Origin of the sequence: Pseudomonas fluorescens, assembly GCF_902497855.1 — a bacterium.
GTDB lineage: Bacteria > Pseudomonadota > Gammaproteobacteria > Pseudomonadales > Pseudomonadaceae > Aquipseudomonas > Aquipseudomonas fluorescens_BI.
This window is the reverse complement of record NZ_CABVHU010000002.1, coordinates 551975-568513: the sequence shown is the minus strand read 5'-3', so window position 1 is coordinate 568513 and position 16539 is coordinate 551975. Positions and strand designations below refer to the sequence as shown.

Sequence of the window (16539 nt, the reverse complement as noted above, 5' to 3'; positions counted from 1 at the left end):
GTCTGACTCCACAAGCACCCACACGAATTGCTTGATTCAGTTGTTAAAGAGCGGTTGGTTAAGATCTTTCGTCTCAACCGAGGCGCGCATTCTACGCTTTCCTCTGCTGCTGTCAAGCGGTTATTTTCAGAAGTTTTCAAAGTTTCGCTTGGAAATCCTCAACAACTTCAACCACTTGGCGCTTCCGATCTCTCGTCAGCGGGAGGCGAATTCTACAGCGTTAGTCGCTGCTGTCAACACCTCTTTTTCTCCGCTTTCGACCGAGAAGATCGAACCGTTGATAAGGCGACAACACACTGCCTGATCAACTCCTTCTGGGCTTCGATGAACTGAAGCAACTCGCTGCCGAAAACTGCGTAACTCTTTGTTTACCAAGGAGTTTTCCGTTTCGACTGCGCCGGAAGTGGGGCGAATTATAGACTTCCAGAATCTGCCGTCAACCTTTAATTACGCCTTTCGTGCAGAAGGTGTCTTTTTAGCGATTAACCGTGGGATTCGTCGGGCTACCGGGGGTAACCGCAGCACTACCAGCAATGCACCTACAGAGGCATAGATCGCCCACTCCTTCAGGTCGGCACGCACGATCCATAGCATATGCAACAAACCAAGCCCGAGAATCACATACACCAGTCGATGCAGTTTCTTCCAACGCGCGCCCAAACGCCGCTGACTGTATCGATTGGAGGTCACCGCCAACGCCAGCAAACAGAGAAAGCCCAACGCCCCGACAATAATGTACGGCCGCTTGCGCAACTCCACACCCAGCTGCGACCAGTCGAAGCCGAGGATGAACGCCGTATAACCACTCAGATGCAACACCACGTAGGCGAAACACCACAATCCCAGTTGTCGCCGAACAGCAATCCACCCCGCCCAACCGGTGAGCTTCTGCAGCGGCGTCATGCTCAAGGTAATCAGCAGCAGTATCAACGTCCCCAAGCCCAGGCGGTCAACCAGCACTTTGCCCGGATCAGGCCCCAGCACATCCTCCCAGGCCTGATACAACCAAAGCAGTGGCCACACCGCGGCAGCGATGAAGACCCCGATTCGCCAGAACGGATATCGCATCAGTAGTTCTTCCGCAGATCGAGCCCTGTATATAGAGAAGCGACTTCATCCGAGTAGCCGTTGAACATCTGCGTGTCACGCACGTTGGGCTTGAACAGGCCACTGGGCAACCGCCTTTCACGGGCCTGGGTCCAGCGCGGGTGATCGACGGTGGGATTGACGTTCGCATAGAAGCCATATTCATCCGAGGCAATGCTCTGCCAGGTAGTTTTTGGCTGCTCGCTGACCAGACTGATCCGCACGATGGATTTGATGCTCTTGAAGCCGTACTTCCACGGTACAACCAGACGCAGCGGTGCGCCGTTCTGGTTAGGCAACTCACGCCCATACATGCCCACTGCAAGAATGGCCAGGGGATTCATTGCCTCGTCCAGTCGCAGCCCTTCTACATAGGGCCAGTCGATCAAGGCAAAACCCGAGCGCTGCCCCGGCATGGTCTTGGGGTCCTGCAGGGTTTCGAAACGAATGAACTTGGCCCTGGAGGTCGGCTCGACTTCCTTGAGCAACGCCGAGATGGGAAAACCGATCCACGGGATGACCATCGACCAGGCCTCCACACAGCGAAGTCGATAAATGCGCTCTTCCAGCTGATAGGGCTTCATGAAGTCCTCCAGCGCATACCGCCCCGGCTTACCCACTTCACCGTCCACCACCACACTCCAGGGTTCGGTCTTCAACGCCCCGGCGTTCGCCGCCGGATCACCTTTATCGGCGCCAAACTCGTAGAAATTGTTGTAGTGGGTTGCATCCTTGAAGGGCGTGACCGCTTCATCCTTGACGTTGACCGCCCCCCACTTCGTAGCAGGAAGCTTTTCGGCAAACCAGGAGGGCGCCTTGCCAGGCTCCACGTTTGGATACCGCGCAGCATCGGCGGCGCTCGCCCACCGTGGCAGACTGCTCACAGCCAGACCGGCGACGGCGGCACCTAGCACATTGCGTCGAGAGAGATAGAAGGGTTCGGGCGTGACGTCCGACTCATGACAGTCAGACGCCTTGGGGACTTTGATCAGCATGACAACTCCGCAGCATTGGAGGACCTATGCACCAATAGACTGCGGAGTATGGGGGAAATTACAGGTTCTTGTGCCGACGAAGTCGTAACAGATATTGCACCGGACCGGAAGCTGCATAAGCGAGGAAAACCAGCAGCAGAATGCGCGGCGGATCACTGAACACGACGGCAAACACCAGGACCACGGCGAGGATCGCCACGAACGGCACCCGCCCCTTCAAGTCCAGCTCCTTGAAGCTGTTGTACTTGATGTTGCTGACCATCAGCATGCCCGCGGCCGCGACCATCAGCGCCACCAGGAAGGACATCTTGGAACCCTGGATGCCGTAGTCGCTGAACGCCCAGACGATGCCCGCGACCACACCCGCGGCTGCCGGACTGGCCAGGCCGATGAAGTAGCGTTTGTCCGCGGTGCCGACCTGGGTGTTGAAACGCGCCAGGCGCAAGGCCGCGCCTGCGACATAGATGAACGCCACCATCCAGCCGACCTTGCCCATGTCGCCCAAGGCCCAGCCAAATGCCAGCAAAGCCGGCGCGACACCAAAGGCAACCATGTCCGACAGCGAGTCGTACTCGGCACCGAAGGCGCTCTGGGTATTGGTCATGCGGGCAACGCGACCGTCAAGGCCGTCGAGCACCATGGCGACGAAAATCGCGATCGCGGCAAAGGCAAAATACTTGCTCGCGCCGATCGCATCACCGGCACTCAAGGCGCTCTGGGCGCTCATCGAGTTGATGATGGAATAAAACCCTGCGAACAGGTTCGCAGTGGTGAACAGATTCGGCAGAAGATAGATACCACGATGCCGGACTTTACGGCCTTCAGCGTCATGCCCTTCCTCGATATGTTCATCGATGGGCAGCAGGCTTTCGGCGTCAGAAGCCTGGTTTGGCTCTTCGGGACGTTCGCTCATGGACATTACCTTGCAACGGTGTGGAAAGTTTTGACAGGTGTCTGGGACGAGGGTTCGGCCGCAAACGATGCAGCTTTATACCAGAACCGGCCTCCCAAACGAAAAAACGCGGCCTAGGCCGCGTTTTCCGTACAAGTGCGCGACTTAGTTTTTGGCTTTGTCGACGATCTTGTTGGCACCGATCCACGGCATCATGGAGCGCAGTTGCTCGCCGATGATTTCGATACCGTGAGCGGCGTTGTTGCGACGCTTGGCGGTCATCGAAGGATAGCCGGTAGCGCCTTCGCTGATGAACATCTTGGCGTATTCGCCGTCCTGAATACGTTTCAGGGCGTTGCGCATGGCCTGACGGGATTCGGCGTTGATCACTTCCGGACCGGTCACGTACTCGCCGTATTCGGCGTTGTTGGAGATCGAGTAGTTCATGTTGGCGATACCGCCTTCGTACATGAGGTCAACGATCAGCTTCAGTTCGTGCAGGCACTCGAAGTAGGCCATTTCCGGCGCGTAGCCAGCTTCAACCAGGGTTTCGAAACCGGCTTTGACCAGCTCGACGGTACCGCCGCACAGAACGGCTTGTTCGCCGAACAGGTCGGTTTCAGTCTCGTCCTTGAAGGTGGTTTCGATGATGCCGGTACGACCGCCGCCAACACCGGCAGCGTAGGACAGAGCAACGTTCTTGGCGTTGCCCGAGGCGTCCTGGTAGATAGCGATCAGGTCAGGGATACCACCGCCCTTGACGAACTCGGAACGTACGGTGTGGCCTGGAGCCTTCGGCGCGATCATGATCACGTCGAGGTCGGCGCGCGGCACAACCTGGTTGTAGTGGATCGCGAAGCCGTGGGAGAAGGCCAGGGTGGCGCCTTGCTTGATGTTCGGCTCGATTTCGTTCTTGTACAACGCGGACTGGAACTCGTCCGGGGTCAGGATCATGACCAGGTCGGCAGCGGCTACAGCGGAAGCAACGTCAGTCACTTTCAGGCCGTGAGCTTCGGCTTTGGCCACGGTGGCCGAACCTTTACGCAGGCCAACGGTAACGTCAACGCCGGAGTCTTTCAGGTTGCACGCTTGAGCGTGGCCCTGGGAACCGTAACCGATGATGGCAACTTTCTTGCCCTGGATGATCGACAGGTCGCAGTCTTTTTCGTAATAAACTTTCATGAAATTCCCCTATATATCCAGGCCGTTCAGGCCATTCGCTAATTTGGTTTAGATGCTGAGTACTTTGTCGCCGCGGGCAATGCCGGTTACGCCGCTGCGGACGGTTTCCAGAATCGAGGCGGTGCCAATGGACTGAATGAAGCTGTCGAGCTTGTCGCTGGTACCGGTCAATTGAACGGTATACACGCTAGCGCTGACATCGACGATCTGCCCACGATAAATATCGGTGGTGCGCTTGATCTCGGCGCGCTGGGCGCCGGTGGCCTTGACCTTGACCAGCATCAGTTCGCGCTCGATGTGAGCACTTTCCGACAAGTCGACCAGTTTGACCACTTCAATCAGCTTGTTCAGGTTCTTGGTGATCTGCTCGATCACTTCATCGTGACCCACCGTGGTCAGCGTCAGACGCGACAAAGTCGGGTCTTCGGTTGGCGCCACGGTCAGGCTTTCGATGTTGTAGTTGCGCTGCGAGAACAGGCCGACTACACGAGACAGAGCGCCGGGTTCGTTTTCCAGAAGCAAGGAAATAATGTGCCGCATGATTAAGTACGCTCCGTCTTGCTCAGCCACATATCGCGCATGGAGCCGTCTTTGATCTGCATCGGGTAGACGTGCTCGCTGGTGTCGACCGAAATATCGATCACCACCAGGCGATCCTTCATGGCGAATGCCTCTTCCATCTTCGACTTCAAATCCTTGGAGTCGGTGATGCGCATGCCGACGTGACCATAGGCCTCTGCCAGCTTGACGAAGTCAGGCAGCGATTCCATGTAGGAGTGCGAGTGACGGCTACCGTAACTCATGTCCTGCCACTGGCGAACCATACCCAGCACGCCATTGTTCAGGATGACGATCTTTACCGGCAAACCGTATTGCAGGCAGGTCGACAGTTCCTGAATGTTCATCTGGATGCTGCCCTCGCCCGTGACACAGGCGACGTCGTCATCCGGAAAGCTCAGCTTGATGCCCATGGCCGCCGGGAAACCGAAGCCCATGGTGCCCAGGCCACCGGAATTGATCCAGCGATTGGGCTTGTTGAACTTGTAGTATTGCGCGGCGAACATCTGGTGCTGGCCCACGTCGGAGGCAACAAAGGCATCGCCCTTGGTCACTTCGCACAGGGTTTCGATCACGGTCTGCGGCTTGATGACGCTGCCGTCGCCCTTGTCGTAAGGGAACAGGCCGCGATCACCGCGCCATTCATCGACCTGCTTCCACCAGCTGGCAACGGACTCCTTGTTCGGGGTCTCGCCGATTTCCTTGAGGATCGCGACCATTTCGGTCAGGACGCTCTCCACCGGACCGACGATAGGCACGTCCGCCTTGATGGTCTTGGAAATCGAAGCCGGGTCGATGTCGATGTGAATGATCTTGGCATTCGGGCAGAACTTAGACGCGCCATTGATCACGCGGTCGTCAAACCGCGCGCCGACCGCAAGGATCACGTCGGCATGGTGCATCGCCAGGTTAGCCGTGTAGCTGCCATGCATCCCAAGCATGCCGATAAACTGACGGTCGGTGCCAGGGTAGGCACCCAGGCCCATCAGGGTATTGGTCACGGGCAGGTTGAGCAGCTTCGCCAATTCGGTCAGCGGCGCGGAGCCACCACCGAGGATCACGCCGCCGCCTGCGTACATCACAGGACGCTTGGCCGCCAGGAGCATTTCGGCTGCCTTGCGGATTTGTCCGGAGTGACCGCGAACGGCCGGGCTGTAGGAACGCAGCTTGGCTTTCTTCGGGAAGATGTATTCGAACTTCTCGGCCGGGTTGGTCATGTCTTTCGGAATATCGACAACGACCGGACCAGGACGACCGGATTGCGCCAGGTAGAACGCTTTCTTCATGACTTCCGGGATTTCCGAAGCGTGCTTGATCATGAAGCTGTGCTTCACGATCGGCCGGGAGATACCGATCATGTCGGTTTCCTGGAACGCATCGGTACCTACCATGGTGCTAGGCACCTGGCCGGAAATGACCACCATCGGAATGGAGTCCATGTAGGCCGTGGCAATACCGGTGATGGCGTTGGTTGCGCCCGGACCCGAGGTTACCAGTACCACGCCGGCTTTACCGGTGGCACGGGCATAACCGTCGGCCATATGGGTCGCAGCCTGCTCGTGACGAACCAGGATGTGGGTCACTTCCGGTTCTTTGAACAGGGCATCGTAGACATGAAGAAGAGCACCACCCGGGTACCCGTAGATGTACTTGACGCCTTCGTCACGCAAAAAGCGGACGAGCATCTCACCGCCAGATAAAAGCTCCACGTTGTTCACCTCTAAAACGCCAGAATACCGTCCACTCACAGAGGACGGGTCTTAATAGGTTTACTTCTCGGCAGAGCATGAGCGACGGTGGTCGCCGACTACGTCAGCACTGACTGAGCAAGTATTGGGATCGTCCCAAGTGTTGCGGGGCTTTCCCACCCAGCGCGAGGTAACGCGTTGCGGGTGTAACAGGTCGGCGCGGATGTGCGCCTCATGATCTGCCGAGTGGGTCTGCTTCTGGCAGTCCCTCTACAGCGGACTTTGGATTCTTCTGTTTCGTCCTCTGCAAGTCAAGTCGTCTATGTGCTTTATTGAACCAAGTCCATGAGAAAGCAAGAAAAAACCGCTAAACAGCCACTGTGTTAGCTTCAATTGCGCAACCCAAGACAAGGAAATGGCATGCGAACGTTTTTCCTGGCCATCGGCCTGCTGCTCGGCATGAGCCCTTTATGCATGGCCGGACAGATCTACAAATGGGTCGACGCCCAGGGTGTTACCCATTTCGGTGCGCAGCCGCCCCAGGACCAGGCAGCCACCAGCGTGGTCACCCCCAACGTACCTGCCGGCAAGCCGTCCACACTGCCGCAGAGCGATGTGATCGGCGATCAGCAGGCCATCGACAAGACTGTGAAAAAGCAGGTCGCCGAGCAGCAGGCACAACTGAAAGTGTTCTGCGAGCAGGCGCGGACCAACCTTGCTCAACTGCAGAACAATCCACGACTACGGGAAGAGATTGACGGTGAAATGCGCCGCCTGACCGATGAGACACGTCAGGAGCGCATTACCGAGGCACAGAAACAGATTGAGCAGAACTGCCAATAATCACCGGCACCTACCAACCCTGTAGGAGCTGGCTTGCCAGCGAAGGCGGCGTAACAGTCAACATAGATGTTGAATGTGATGGCCTCTTCGCTGGCAAGCCAGCTCCTACAGGGGCCCAGCGTCAGCGGGAGGCGGTGATCAGCAGGTCGAACTCTTTGAGCAAGACCTGCAATTGCCGATCCCTGCCCTGGACATTGCGGGCGGCGAAGACCATTTCGGCCATCTCCTGAATCCCCGATGCATTGGGCAATGGCAGGTCCTGTTCGAGGATGGTCTTCATTCGCGGCAGGAAGATCCATTGCAGCCACTGCTCGAAATCCAGCGCATCGACCGAGAACGGCTCGACACTGGACAGCGCTTCAACGGACGGCGGGACATCGTCCCACCACCCCTGAACCCGCAGTTCACGCTCGATCAGCAGCAACTGCTCGGCAATCTTCGGAAAACGTGCATCCATCACGAGGCAACCTTGGCCTTTTGACGGGCCAATGCCGCACCGGCGGAATCGCCCTGCTTCTCCCGCGCCTGGGCGATCAATTCCCACAAGCTGGCCTGAAGTGCCGGACGGCCATTGGCCATGGTCAGGCCACGTCGGGCGAATTGCTCGGCTTGCGCTGCATCGCCCTGGGCCATGCGCACCTGAGCCAGGCGATAAAGCACCTGTGGCTCACGGGGCGCGACACGTTGGGCGCGCTCGAGACTGGAGGACGCCCCATTGAGATCGCCGCCTGCCTGTTGCTGCTGAGCGGTGGTCAGCAACGCCAGAACAGGGCCGTCCAGCTGCTCGTCGGCGGACAGGCCGCCTGAGCTGGTCGACGGGATCCCGCTTGGCGTCGACGGCATGCTGTAGCTGCCCTGGTTGATCGGCGCGGACTGAACCGGTGCCGTGTAAACCGGACCGGGCGTAATCGGCCCCGGCGTGATCGGCGCGGTGCTGATCGGTGCCGAGGTCACTGCACCGCCACCCGGCACCATCACAACCACACCGGTGTCGCCCTGTGGAATCGCCTGGGTCTGGTTTTGCGCGGGACGCTGGACCGTCGTTTGGCGGTAACCGCCATTCGCCTGGATCCGTTCGCTATTGGAAACGGCGCTGCCGGAATCCACCACCGGAATCGACCCGCGCTGTACGGTGGAGCAACCGCTGAGCAAAGCCACGGCGGTAACCGCTGGAATCAACCACTTGTTCACTTGAAACCCTCTTTGCTTAATTCATCCAGCCCTTGACCCAATCCATCACCGTTTCGCCGGAAACAGGGCTGTCGCCACCGCAGGGTGCACCGGGAGGTGGCTCACTGCCGCGAATATACGGCATCTGCACCGCGCCTGGGCAGTTCGCATCAGAACCTTGTCCCGTACGCGAATCGACCCACGCCTGTACGATGTTGTCCGGCTGCGGCATGTCCAGCGGCAGCGGATCGGCCTTGCGCATGAAACTGGTCCAGACCTGCAACGCACCGGTGGCACCGGTGAAGGGCGTCTTGCCGTTGTCATCACGCCCCAACCAGACCACGGCCAGCAAGTCCTGACTGAAACCGGCGAACCAGCTGTCTCGCGAATCGTTACTGGTACCGGTCTTGCCGGCCAGCGTCAGGGTCTTGGGCAACACGTTATAGACCGAACTGCCGGTGCCTTCACGCATGACCCGCTGCATTGCATTCTGGACCAGATAAATGGACGCCGGATCGAAGCTCTGCTGAATCTGGAACGGGTAACGCTTGAGCGGCTCGCCTTCGGCCGTCAGCACGCTGCGAATCCCGCGCATCGGCGTATTGAAGCCGCCGTTGGCCAGGGTCTGGTACATGGTCGCCACTTCGATTGGCGTCAGGCCACCGGCGCCCAGCAACATCGAGGGGAACGCCGGGAACTCGCGACTCACACCCAGGCGTGCCAGCGTCTTGAGTACATTGGGTACGCCCACCGCCAGACCGAGACGTGCGGTCGACAGGTTGTAGGAGTGCGCCAGGCCTTGATAAAGGAAAACGGTGCCATGGGAACGGCGATCATAGTTCTGCGGTTTCCAGACCTGACCATCCGCACCTTTGACCGAGAACGAATCGTCCGACAACCAACTGGTCAAGGTGTACTGGCTCGGTTTCTCGAGGGCTGTCAGGTAAACCGCCGGCTTGATCAACGAACCGATCGGTCGCACGGCATCCAGCGCCCGGTTGAAACCGGCAAAACCCGCCTGACGACTGCCGATCATGGCCTGGACCTCACCGGTTTCCGGGTTGGTCACGACCATGGCCGCTTCGACTTCATCCGAGCCCTTGCGCCCGGACAGGCGCTTGAAGGTGTCATTGACCGAGGCCTCGGCTTTCATCTGCAGGATCGGATCGAAACTGGTGAAAATCCGCAGGCCTTCTTCGGTCAAGTCTTCGTCGCGATAGTCCTGGCGCAGCTGACGCTTGACCAGGTCGAGGAAACCGGGGAACGAGCTGTCGGCCAACTTGCCGCGAGTCGTCACGCCTAGGGGCATTTTTTTCGCTGCCGCGACTTGCTCGGCGCTGGCGACACCCTGTTGCTCAAGGACATCGAGCACCAGGTTGCGTCGTTCCAGCGCCCGCTCCGGGTTGCGGCGCGGGTTGTAATAAGACGGCCCCTTGACCATGGCCACCAGCATTGCGACTTGATGCAGTTTCAGTTCGGACAACGGCTGCCCGAAGAAGAACTGGCTGGCCAGACCGAAACCGTGCACTGCGCGCTGGCCATCCTGACCGACGAACACTTCATTGAGGTAAGCCTCAAGAATTTCCCGTTTGTCGTAATGCAGCTCCAGCAACATCGCCATCATGGCTTCGGTGAGCTTGCGGGTCAGGCTGCGTTCGCTGGTCAGGTAGAAATTCTTCACCAGCTGTTGCGTCAGGGTACTCCCGCCCTGGGTCATTTTGCCGCCAGAGGTGTTGACCCAGACGGCCCGGGCAATCGACTTGGGCGACACGCCCCAATGGCTATAAAAATCCCGGTCTTCCACGGCCACCAGGGTTTCCAGCAGATACGGCGGCACCTGATCGATCTTGATCAGAATGCGGTCTTCGAGATTCTTCGGGTAAATCCCGCCGATCAGCAGCGGCTCCAGCCGCACCACGGAAACTTTCGTGCCCTTGGCCCCCGAGAGCTCAGCCACATAGTCGCCGGAGAAACGCACACGCACGGGCTGGGCGCTTTCCATTCCTTCATAGAACTGGAAGCCACGGGTATTCAAGTCGACGGTGTTGCCGTTGACCGCTGCCGCGCCGGGGCCGTTGCTCACGGCTTCGCGACGATAGCCCAGGGCATCGAGCTCGGTCAGAAAGTCAGCCTTGCTGAGCTTTTGTCCGACGAACAGCTCGAGCGGGCGCGCGTACACCTTGGCCGGGATGGTCCAGCGCTTGCCGGAAAACTTCTCCTGGACCACGGCGTCGAGGTAAACCGCGAATCCGGCGAGCACCACGAGGCCGACCAGACTGAGTTTAAGGGCCCAGCCCAGCCAGGGGCTCAGGCCTCTGGAAGGTGGTTTTTTGGGGGTGCGGGGGGATCGAGTACGAGTCATGGCGGCGGATTATACGCACTTTATCGATACTCGACAGAAGGCCCTCCGAGGTTTGCGTCCGGCGGACTTGCGGCCATAATGGCGGCCGTGAATTTTCCCAGACTTTGAAGGAATGCCTGTGAGCCAGTCCCTGATCGCTGCCCTGCAAAACCCCGCCCTCTACCCGCATCCCGTGGATGGGTTCCAGGTCATCGAAACGCATATCTCCTGGGTTATTCTCACAGGCCCCTTTGCTTATAAAGTGAAGAAACCGATGAACTTCGGCTTCCTCGACTTCACCAGTCTCGACGCGCGTGAGCATTTCTGCGGCGAGGAGCTGCGTCTCAACCAGCGCCTGACCCATGATTTGTATCTCGAAGTGTTACCGATTACCGGAAGCCCGGAAGCGCCACAACTGGGCTGCGACGGCCCGGTCATTGAATATGCGCTGAAAATGCGCCAGTTCCCGCAATCCGGTTTGCTCAGCACGCTGCAGGCCAATGGCGAGTTGACCACCCAGCACATCGACGAGATGGCCGCACAGATCGCGCAATTCCACCTCAGCGCGCCGAAAGTGCCTGCCGAACATGAAGCAGGCACCCCGGACAGCGTCATGGCACCGGTGCGCCAGAACTTCGACCAGATCCGTCCATTCCTCAGCGACAAGGCTGACCTGCTGCAACTCGATGCCCTGCACGCCTGGGCCGAAAGCAGCTTCGAACGCCTCAAGCCCCTGTTCGCCCAGCGCAAGGCGGACGGTTTCATCCGCGAATGCCACGGTGACATCCATCTGGGCAACGCCACGGAAATCGACGGCAAGGTCGTGATCTTCGACTGCATCGAGTTCAACGAACCGTTCCGTTTCACCGACGTCTATGCCGACACCGGTTTCCTGGCAATGGACCTCGAAGACCGCGGCCTGAAGAGCCTGGCGCGTCGTTTCGTCAGCCAATACCTGGAGCTGACCGGTGATTACCAGGGCCTGGAGCTGCTGAACTTCTATAAAGCCTATCGCGCACTGGTACGCGCCAAGGTCAGCCTGTTCAGCATGCCGGCCGACGCCGACCCGGTGCATCGCGCCACTACCCTGCGCCAATACCGCAACTACGCGAACCTGGCGGAAAGCTACAGCACCATCCCTTCGCGCTTCATGGCGATTACCCATGGAGTGTCCGCGGTCGGCAAGAGCCAGGTAGCCATGCGTCTGGTCGAAGCCCTGGGCGCCATTCGCTTGCGCTCGGACGTAGAACGCAAACGCCTGTTCGGCGAACAAACCGTCGCCAACGACCCGCAGGCCGGCATCTATAGTGCCGACGCCAGCGTCGCGACCTACAACCGCCTGCATGAAATTGCCGCGGTGATCCTGCATGCCGGCTTCCCGGTGGTGGTCGATGCCACTTACCTCAAGCGCGAACAGCGCGACGGCGCAGCGAAAATCGCCGAGGGCACCGGTGCGCCCTTCCTGATCCTGGATTGCAATGCACCGCAAGCGGTGATCGAGAGCTGGCTGGCATTGCGCCAGGCAGACAAGAAGGACCCGTCCGACGCCAACCTGGCCGTTATCGAAGCGCAGCAAGCCAGTCGCGAGCCATTGACGCCAGCAGAGATTCTCTGCAGCAAGCGCGTGCAAACCAACGAAAGCGGCACCCTTGACACCGTTGTCGCGCAAATCCGCCAACGCCTGCCGGGCCTGTAAATTGCGTTTCAACCGTGAAGCCCTCACCGGCTTCACGGTTGTCGAATAGTGGCACTACACTGGCCTCATAAAACCAAGAGGTGATGTGACATGAGCCAGCCCAGACTTCTCGACACACCGCTTTATGCCTTGCTGCACAAAGACGACATCACAGGTTTCAATAGAGAACGCCCCCTGGAAGGAACCATCGACATGGTCGGTGGCGATTTCCGGGGGCTTGACCTGCGTGAGCTGAATGCCGACGGCATCGACTTTACCAACGCCTATTTCCGCTCCGCCGACTTGCGCGGCATCGACTTCAGCCATTCGATCCTGGTAGGCGCAAGCCTCGCCCATGCGCAGATCTCCGGCGCCTACTTTCCGCCAGAGCTGAGTGCGGATGAAATTCTGATGTCGATGAATTTCGGGACGCGCCTGCGTTACCGCACTCGCTAACGCCCGCATCACCTCCCCGATACAATGCAATCCACTGTGGGAGCGAGCCTGCTCGCGAAAGCGGTGCAACAGTCAACAATGATGTTGAATGTAATGGCCTCTTCGCGAGCAGGCTCGCTCCCACAAGGTTTTGCGTTGCCCTGCTCTACTGTTTCGTAAACCTTCCTTCAGCGCCAAGCGCACCTGTCTTAGAAGCATTTGCACCGAAACCGAGCAAACAATCACGCTTTTCCTACTGATGGCTACACTCCTGAGAAGCTCGCCCACGCACCGTTCGGCCGTCGCAAGGAGGCTTGATGAATGATGAACTGCAGCACCTGAAGAATCTTGGCAAGACGTCGGCGCAGTGGCTGCATGCCGTGGGCATCCACAGCGCCTCGGACTTGCGTCGCCTGGGAGCGGTGGACGCTTACCGGGCCGTGCGCACCCGCGGGTTCCGGGCGTCCAAGGTGTTGTTGTATGCGATTGAAGGCGCCTTGATGGACGTGCACTGGAACGACATTCCCGCCGAGCGCAAGGAAGCCCTGAACAGACAGCTGGAAGCGATTTCATCGCGCCACAAAAACTGAAAGTATCCCGGCCCCATGAATAAGAGGCTTTCCAATGCGCCGATAGTCGATTTCAAGTAAATGAAAAATCAGCTGTTGACATGGTAATGAGAATCGCTATGATTATCACAACTGGTCGCGAGACTGGTCGATATTTGAAAAGCCCTTGGTTCGGACTCTCAGATATCTCCTCATCAGGCTAATCACGGTTATTTGACCCGGCTCTTGCCGGGTCTTTTTTTGGGCGAAAGGTTTGTATGCCCCCGGCCGACCTACTGTAGGAGCCGGCTTGCCGGCGAAGGCGTCTTCATGGGTGCTATACGGCTTAAGGCCGCCTTCGCTGGCAAGCCAGCTCCTACATGGGCCGGGGTGCACCTGCGATTACGCAGGTTTATCCCGCCCATGCGCAGGAGTTGTGGCTGTTCAGCTGAGGCTACTTACCAAACTGCTTTCGCATTTGCTCACAATAATCCGGCGTCGGCATAGCCGGCGTGTACCAGACGTAATCAGCCATATCCGCCGTAACCTCACTGCCCTGTTCAGCCAGCATCAGCACCGTTGGCGCCTCGGGTGCTCCCAGATCCAGCAGGTGAATTGGCACGCCGACGTCCTTGCGCGCATGGTAAGCCCCGGAAAAAAGCACTGAAGGCTCAGGTGCGGCGAGCAGCTGTTCAGCCATGCGCCGGTCACGCTGCTGCTGAACCGCAAGCATTGCCGGCATCTGTGTTTTGGGCAGCAGGCCGCAATGGGATTCGCTGACTTGCTGCAGCAGTTCGTCCTTGACCGAAGACGCGTTGGAGCGTGAGCCGCTCAAGGCGGGAGGGTTGGCATAGATGGCCCGGATTTGCGCTGTGGTCAGATTCGCGGACAGCAGCGGGTACGGTTGGCTCAGGGCGAAACGGACGATCGGTCCGTACAAATCCCAATCCCAGCCTTCCTGCCAGGCCAACGCACCGGGCAGATCCGCCGGCAGCGCCGAAGCGTGGCGCACCTCGTCGACGCGTGGCTGCAGGTCCGGCGTGAGCATCTCCAGTAGAAGACTGCCCTGAGGTCGCTGATCACCCAAGGACTGTAACAACCACAGCTGGAGCGCATGGTGATCACGATTGTCATGCTGCTCGCCGACGATCAGCCAAGAAGGCTTGGCCAATTGCGCAACCAGTTCTTGCGGCGTCAGGCTCCGGCCGCTGCGCAAGTCGCGGATCTCACCGACTACCGGGGGCGGAGCCAAAACATGCTGGCATGCACTCAGCACCAGGATTGCCAGAATCAACATTACTCGCATGGGCTCACCCCTATCAGACACTCAGCGGGCGATGATCAGCGGATGCCCACGCTCCGGATGCTGTTGCACCAGCACTTCCAGGCCGAAGACCGCCTTGAGCGGTTCCGGACGCAACACTTGCTCCGGCGTATCGAGTGCCACCGGGCGCCCGCCTTCGAGCAATAGCAGGCGATCACAATAGCGCGCCGCCAGGTTCAGATCATGCAGGATCACCAATACCGCCGCGCCGCGATCGGCAAACGCGCGCACCGCTTGCAGGGTGGTGTGCTGATGCAACGGGTCGAGCATCGAGGTCGGCTCATCGAGCAACAGGGTCTGCCCCGCCTCACCCGGCCAGAGTTGTGCCAGCACCCGCGCCAGATGCACCCGCTGGCGTTCGCCGCCGGACAAGGCCAGGTAGCTGCGGCCAGTCAGATGACCGGCATCGGCAGCCTGCAACGCGGCGGCGACGATTTCATCATCCCGGACCCGGCCGCTCTGATAGGGCAAGCGGCCCATACCGACCACTTCTTCGACGCGAAAAGCGAAGTCCAGGGTCGATACCTGCGGCAACACGGCCAGGCGCTGGGCTCGCAACGCCCCGGCCCAGTGGCTCAACTCGCGCTCATCGAGCCAGACATTGCCCTGGTCAGCCTGCAACTCGCCGCACAAGGCGCCGAGCAAGGTGCTTTTCCCGGCACCGTTCGGCCCCAGGACACCAAGGACTTCGCCCGGCTTGACCTCGAGCGTGATGTCGGTCAGTACGATCTTGCGACCCCGACGGATTTGCAGATTTTGCGTTCGCAACATCAGGCACGCCCTCGGAGCAGCAAATACAGAAAGAACGGTGCACCAATGAAGGCCGTGACGATCCCGATAGGCAACTCGGCGGGCGCCAGCGCCAATCGTGCGACCAGATCGGCAAACAACAGGAGGCTGCCGCCCGCCAACACCGAGGCCGGCAACAGCACGCGATGATCAGGCCCCGCCAGCAGTCGCACCAGGTGCGGCACCACCAGCCCGACAAAGCCGATCATCCCTGCCGCCGCGACCGCCGCGCCGACACCCAGCGCCGTGCAGAACACCAGCTCGCGCTTGAGCCTTTCGACATCGATGCCCAGGTGACCGGCCTCCGACTCGCCCAGCAACAACGCGTTCAGCGCCTTGGCCCGGCGCGGCAGCCACAGCGCCACGCCCACCGTGATCAGCAACAACGGCCAGAGTCGCGCATAGCTGGCGCCGTTCAGGCTACCCAGGTTCCAGAATGTCAGCGTCCGCAGGGTCGCGTCGTCGGCCAGGTAGGTAAACAGCCCCACTGCGGAACCGGCCAGCGCGGTCAAGGCGATACCCGCCAGCAGCATGGTCGCGACATGGGTCTGCCCATTGCGCCGACCCAGCCGATACACCAGCGCCGTGACGCCGAGCCCGCCTATGAATGCGCACAGCGATAACAGATAAGGCCCGAAGGCTTCCGGCAGGCCGCCGAATATCGAACCACCGACAATCGCGATCGCCGCGCCCAGCGCCGCGCCGCTGGAAACCCCGACCAACCCCGGATCTGCCAGCGGGTTACGAAACAATCCCTGCATCGCCACGCCGGACAATGCCAGGACGCCCCCCACCGCCAACCCCAATAGCGTGCGCGGCAGGCGAATCTGTCCCAGGATCAGCTCGGCCTGCTCGAGCCCGTCGGCCGCAATGGGCAAGCCGATCAGCCGCAACGCCGCGCGCAAGGTATCGAACAGCGGCAAGCTGACAGGGCCCAGCGCCAACGACAGCCAGACCGCCAGCAAACACAACAGGCTCAAGCCAATGAACAAAGCACGCGGTTTAACCAGGAT

General features: G+C 59.6%; 16 protein-coding genes and 1 pseudogene. 5 read left to right on the top strand and 12 right to left on the bottom strand.

Features of this window, described 5'->3' with window-relative positions; genetic code table 11:
• Nucleotides 1-304: pseudogene (locus F8N96_RS35320) on the top strand (hypothetical protein); the annotation flags it as partial.
• Between the two features lie 143 nt (nucleotides 305-447).
• On the opposite strand, the gene msrQ reads toward F8N96_RS35320, so the two are convergent.
• The 6 genes from msrQ to F8N96_RS07485 all read right to left on the bottom strand — a co-directional run bounded on the left by msrQ (nucleotide 448) and on the right by F8N96_RS07485 (nucleotide 6422).
• Nucleotides 448-1068 (bottom strand): protein-methionine-sulfoxide reductase heme-binding subunit MsrQ, encoded by a 621-nt coding sequence (msrQ, locus tag F8N96_RS07510; protein ID WP_150797267.1) that lies wholly within the window; start codon nucleotides 1066-1068, stop codon nucleotides 448-450.
• Nucleotides 1068-2081, bottom strand: a complete 1014-nt coding sequence (gene msrP, locus F8N96_RS07505) for a protein-methionine-sulfoxide reductase catalytic subunit MsrP (RefSeq protein ID WP_150797266.1) — start codon at nucleotides 2079-2081, stop codon at nucleotides 1068-1070. The genes msrQ and msrP overlap by 1 nt, the downstream gene beginning before the upstream one ends.
• A gap of 58 nt (nucleotides 2082-2139) precedes the next feature.
• Nucleotides 2140-2994: a CDP-diacylglycerol--serine O-phosphatidyltransferase gene (gene pssA / locus F8N96_RS07500; RefSeq protein WP_150797265.1), complete on the bottom strand. Its 855-nt coding sequence runs from the start codon at nucleotides 2992-2994 to the stop codon at nucleotides 2140-2142.
• A 144-nt stretch (nucleotides 2995-3138) separates the two neighbouring features.
• Nucleotides 3139-4155 carry a ketol-acid reductoisomerase gene (gene ilvC / locus F8N96_RS07495; RefSeq protein WP_122540428.1) on the bottom strand — a complete coding sequence of 339 codons (1017 nt, stop codon included), beginning with the start codon at nucleotides 4153-4155 and terminating at the stop codon, nucleotides 3139-3141.
• Nucleotides 4156-4203: 48 nt separating this feature from the next.
• Nucleotides 4204-4695 (bottom strand): acetolactate synthase small subunit, encoded by a 492-nt coding sequence (gene ilvN, locus F8N96_RS07490; RefSeq protein WP_003176102.1) that lies wholly within the window; start codon nucleotides 4693-4695, stop codon nucleotides 4204-4206.
• Between the two features lie 2 nt (nucleotides 4696-4697).
• On the bottom strand, nucleotides 4698-6422 hold the full coding sequence (locus F8N96_RS07485; protein ID WP_150797264.1) for an acetolactate synthase 3 large subunit: 1725 nt from the start codon (nucleotides 6420-6422) through the stop codon (nucleotides 4698-4700).
• Between the two features lie 399 nt (nucleotides 6423-6821).
• On the opposite strand from F8N96_RS07485, the gene F8N96_RS07480 reads away from it, so the two are divergent.
• The gene (locus F8N96_RS07480; RefSeq protein WP_150797263.1) at nucleotides 6822-7244 is read left to right on the top strand and encodes a DUF4124 domain-containing protein; all 423 of its coding nucleotides are present in this window, start codon (nucleotides 6822-6824) and stop codon (nucleotides 7242-7244) included.
• A gap of 121 nt (nucleotides 7245-7365) precedes the next feature.
• On the opposite strand, the gene F8N96_RS07475 is transcribed toward F8N96_RS07480, so the two are convergent.
• The 3 genes from F8N96_RS07475 to mrcB are packed head-to-tail and all read right to left on the bottom strand — an operon-like array spanning nucleotide 7366 to nucleotide 10776.
• On the bottom strand, nucleotides 7366-7701 hold the full coding sequence (locus F8N96_RS07475; RefSeq protein ID WP_150797262.1) for a YqcC family protein: 336 nt from the start codon (nucleotides 7699-7701) through the stop codon (nucleotides 7366-7368).
• Nucleotides 7701-8435, bottom strand: a complete 735-nt coding sequence (locus F8N96_RS07470) for a tetratricopeptide repeat protein (protein ID WP_150797261.1) — start codon at nucleotides 8433-8435, stop codon at nucleotides 7701-7703. The genes F8N96_RS07475 and F8N96_RS07470 overlap by 1 nt, the downstream gene beginning before the upstream one ends.
• A 16-nt stretch (nucleotides 8436-8451) precedes the next feature.
• Nucleotides 8452-10776, bottom strand: a complete 2325-nt coding sequence (gene mrcB, locus F8N96_RS07465; protein ID WP_150797260.1) for a penicillin-binding protein 1B — start codon at nucleotides 10774-10776, stop codon at nucleotides 8452-8454.
• 118 nt (nucleotides 10777-10894) lie between these two features.
• On the opposite strand from mrcB, the gene F8N96_RS07460 reads away from it, so the two are divergent.
• The 3 genes from F8N96_RS07460 (at nucleotide 10895) to F8N96_RS07450 (ending at nucleotide 13455) form a co-directional block, all read left to right on the top strand.
• A complete protein-coding gene (locus F8N96_RS07460; RefSeq protein WP_150797259.1) occupies nucleotides 10895-12451 on the top strand; it encodes an AAA family ATPase in 1557 nt (518 codons plus the stop codon).
• A gap of 90 nt (nucleotides 12452-12541) precedes the next feature.
• Nucleotides 12542-12886, top strand: coding sequence for a pentapeptide repeat-containing protein (locus F8N96_RS07455; protein ID WP_150797258.1), 345 nt, complete (start codon nucleotides 12542-12544; stop codon nucleotides 12884-12886).
• 296 nt (nucleotides 12887-13182) lie between these two features.
• Nucleotides 13183-13455 carry a TfoX/Sxy family protein gene (locus F8N96_RS07450; RefSeq protein ID WP_008020494.1) on the top strand — a complete coding sequence of 91 codons (273 nt, stop codon included), beginning with the start codon at nucleotides 13183-13185 and terminating at the stop codon, nucleotides 13453-13455.
• A gap of 412 nt (nucleotides 13456-13867) precedes the next feature.
• On the opposite strand, the gene F8N96_RS07445 is transcribed toward F8N96_RS07450, so the two are convergent.
• From F8N96_RS07445 to F8N96_RS07435, 3 genes are read right to left on the bottom strand one after another with little or no spacing between them, the layout of a single operon-like run.
• On the bottom strand, nucleotides 13868-14719 hold the full coding sequence (locus F8N96_RS07445) for a ChaN family lipoprotein (RefSeq protein WP_150797257.1): 852 nt from the start codon (nucleotides 14717-14719) through the stop codon (nucleotides 13868-13870).
• A gap of 21 nt (nucleotides 14720-14740) precedes the next feature.
• Nucleotides 14741-15508 (bottom strand): heme ABC transporter ATP-binding protein, encoded by a 768-nt coding sequence (locus F8N96_RS07440; RefSeq protein WP_150797256.1) that lies wholly within the window; start codon nucleotides 15506-15508, stop codon nucleotides 14741-14743.
• On the bottom strand, nucleotides 15508-16491 hold the full coding sequence (locus F8N96_RS07435) for a FecCD family ABC transporter permease (RefSeq protein WP_167355127.1): 984 nt from the start codon (nucleotides 16489-16491) through the stop codon (nucleotides 15508-15510). Before F8N96_RS07435 ends, F8N96_RS07440 begins: the two co-directional genes overlap by 1 nt.
• Between the last annotated feature and the right edge of the window lie 48 nt (nucleotides 16492-16539).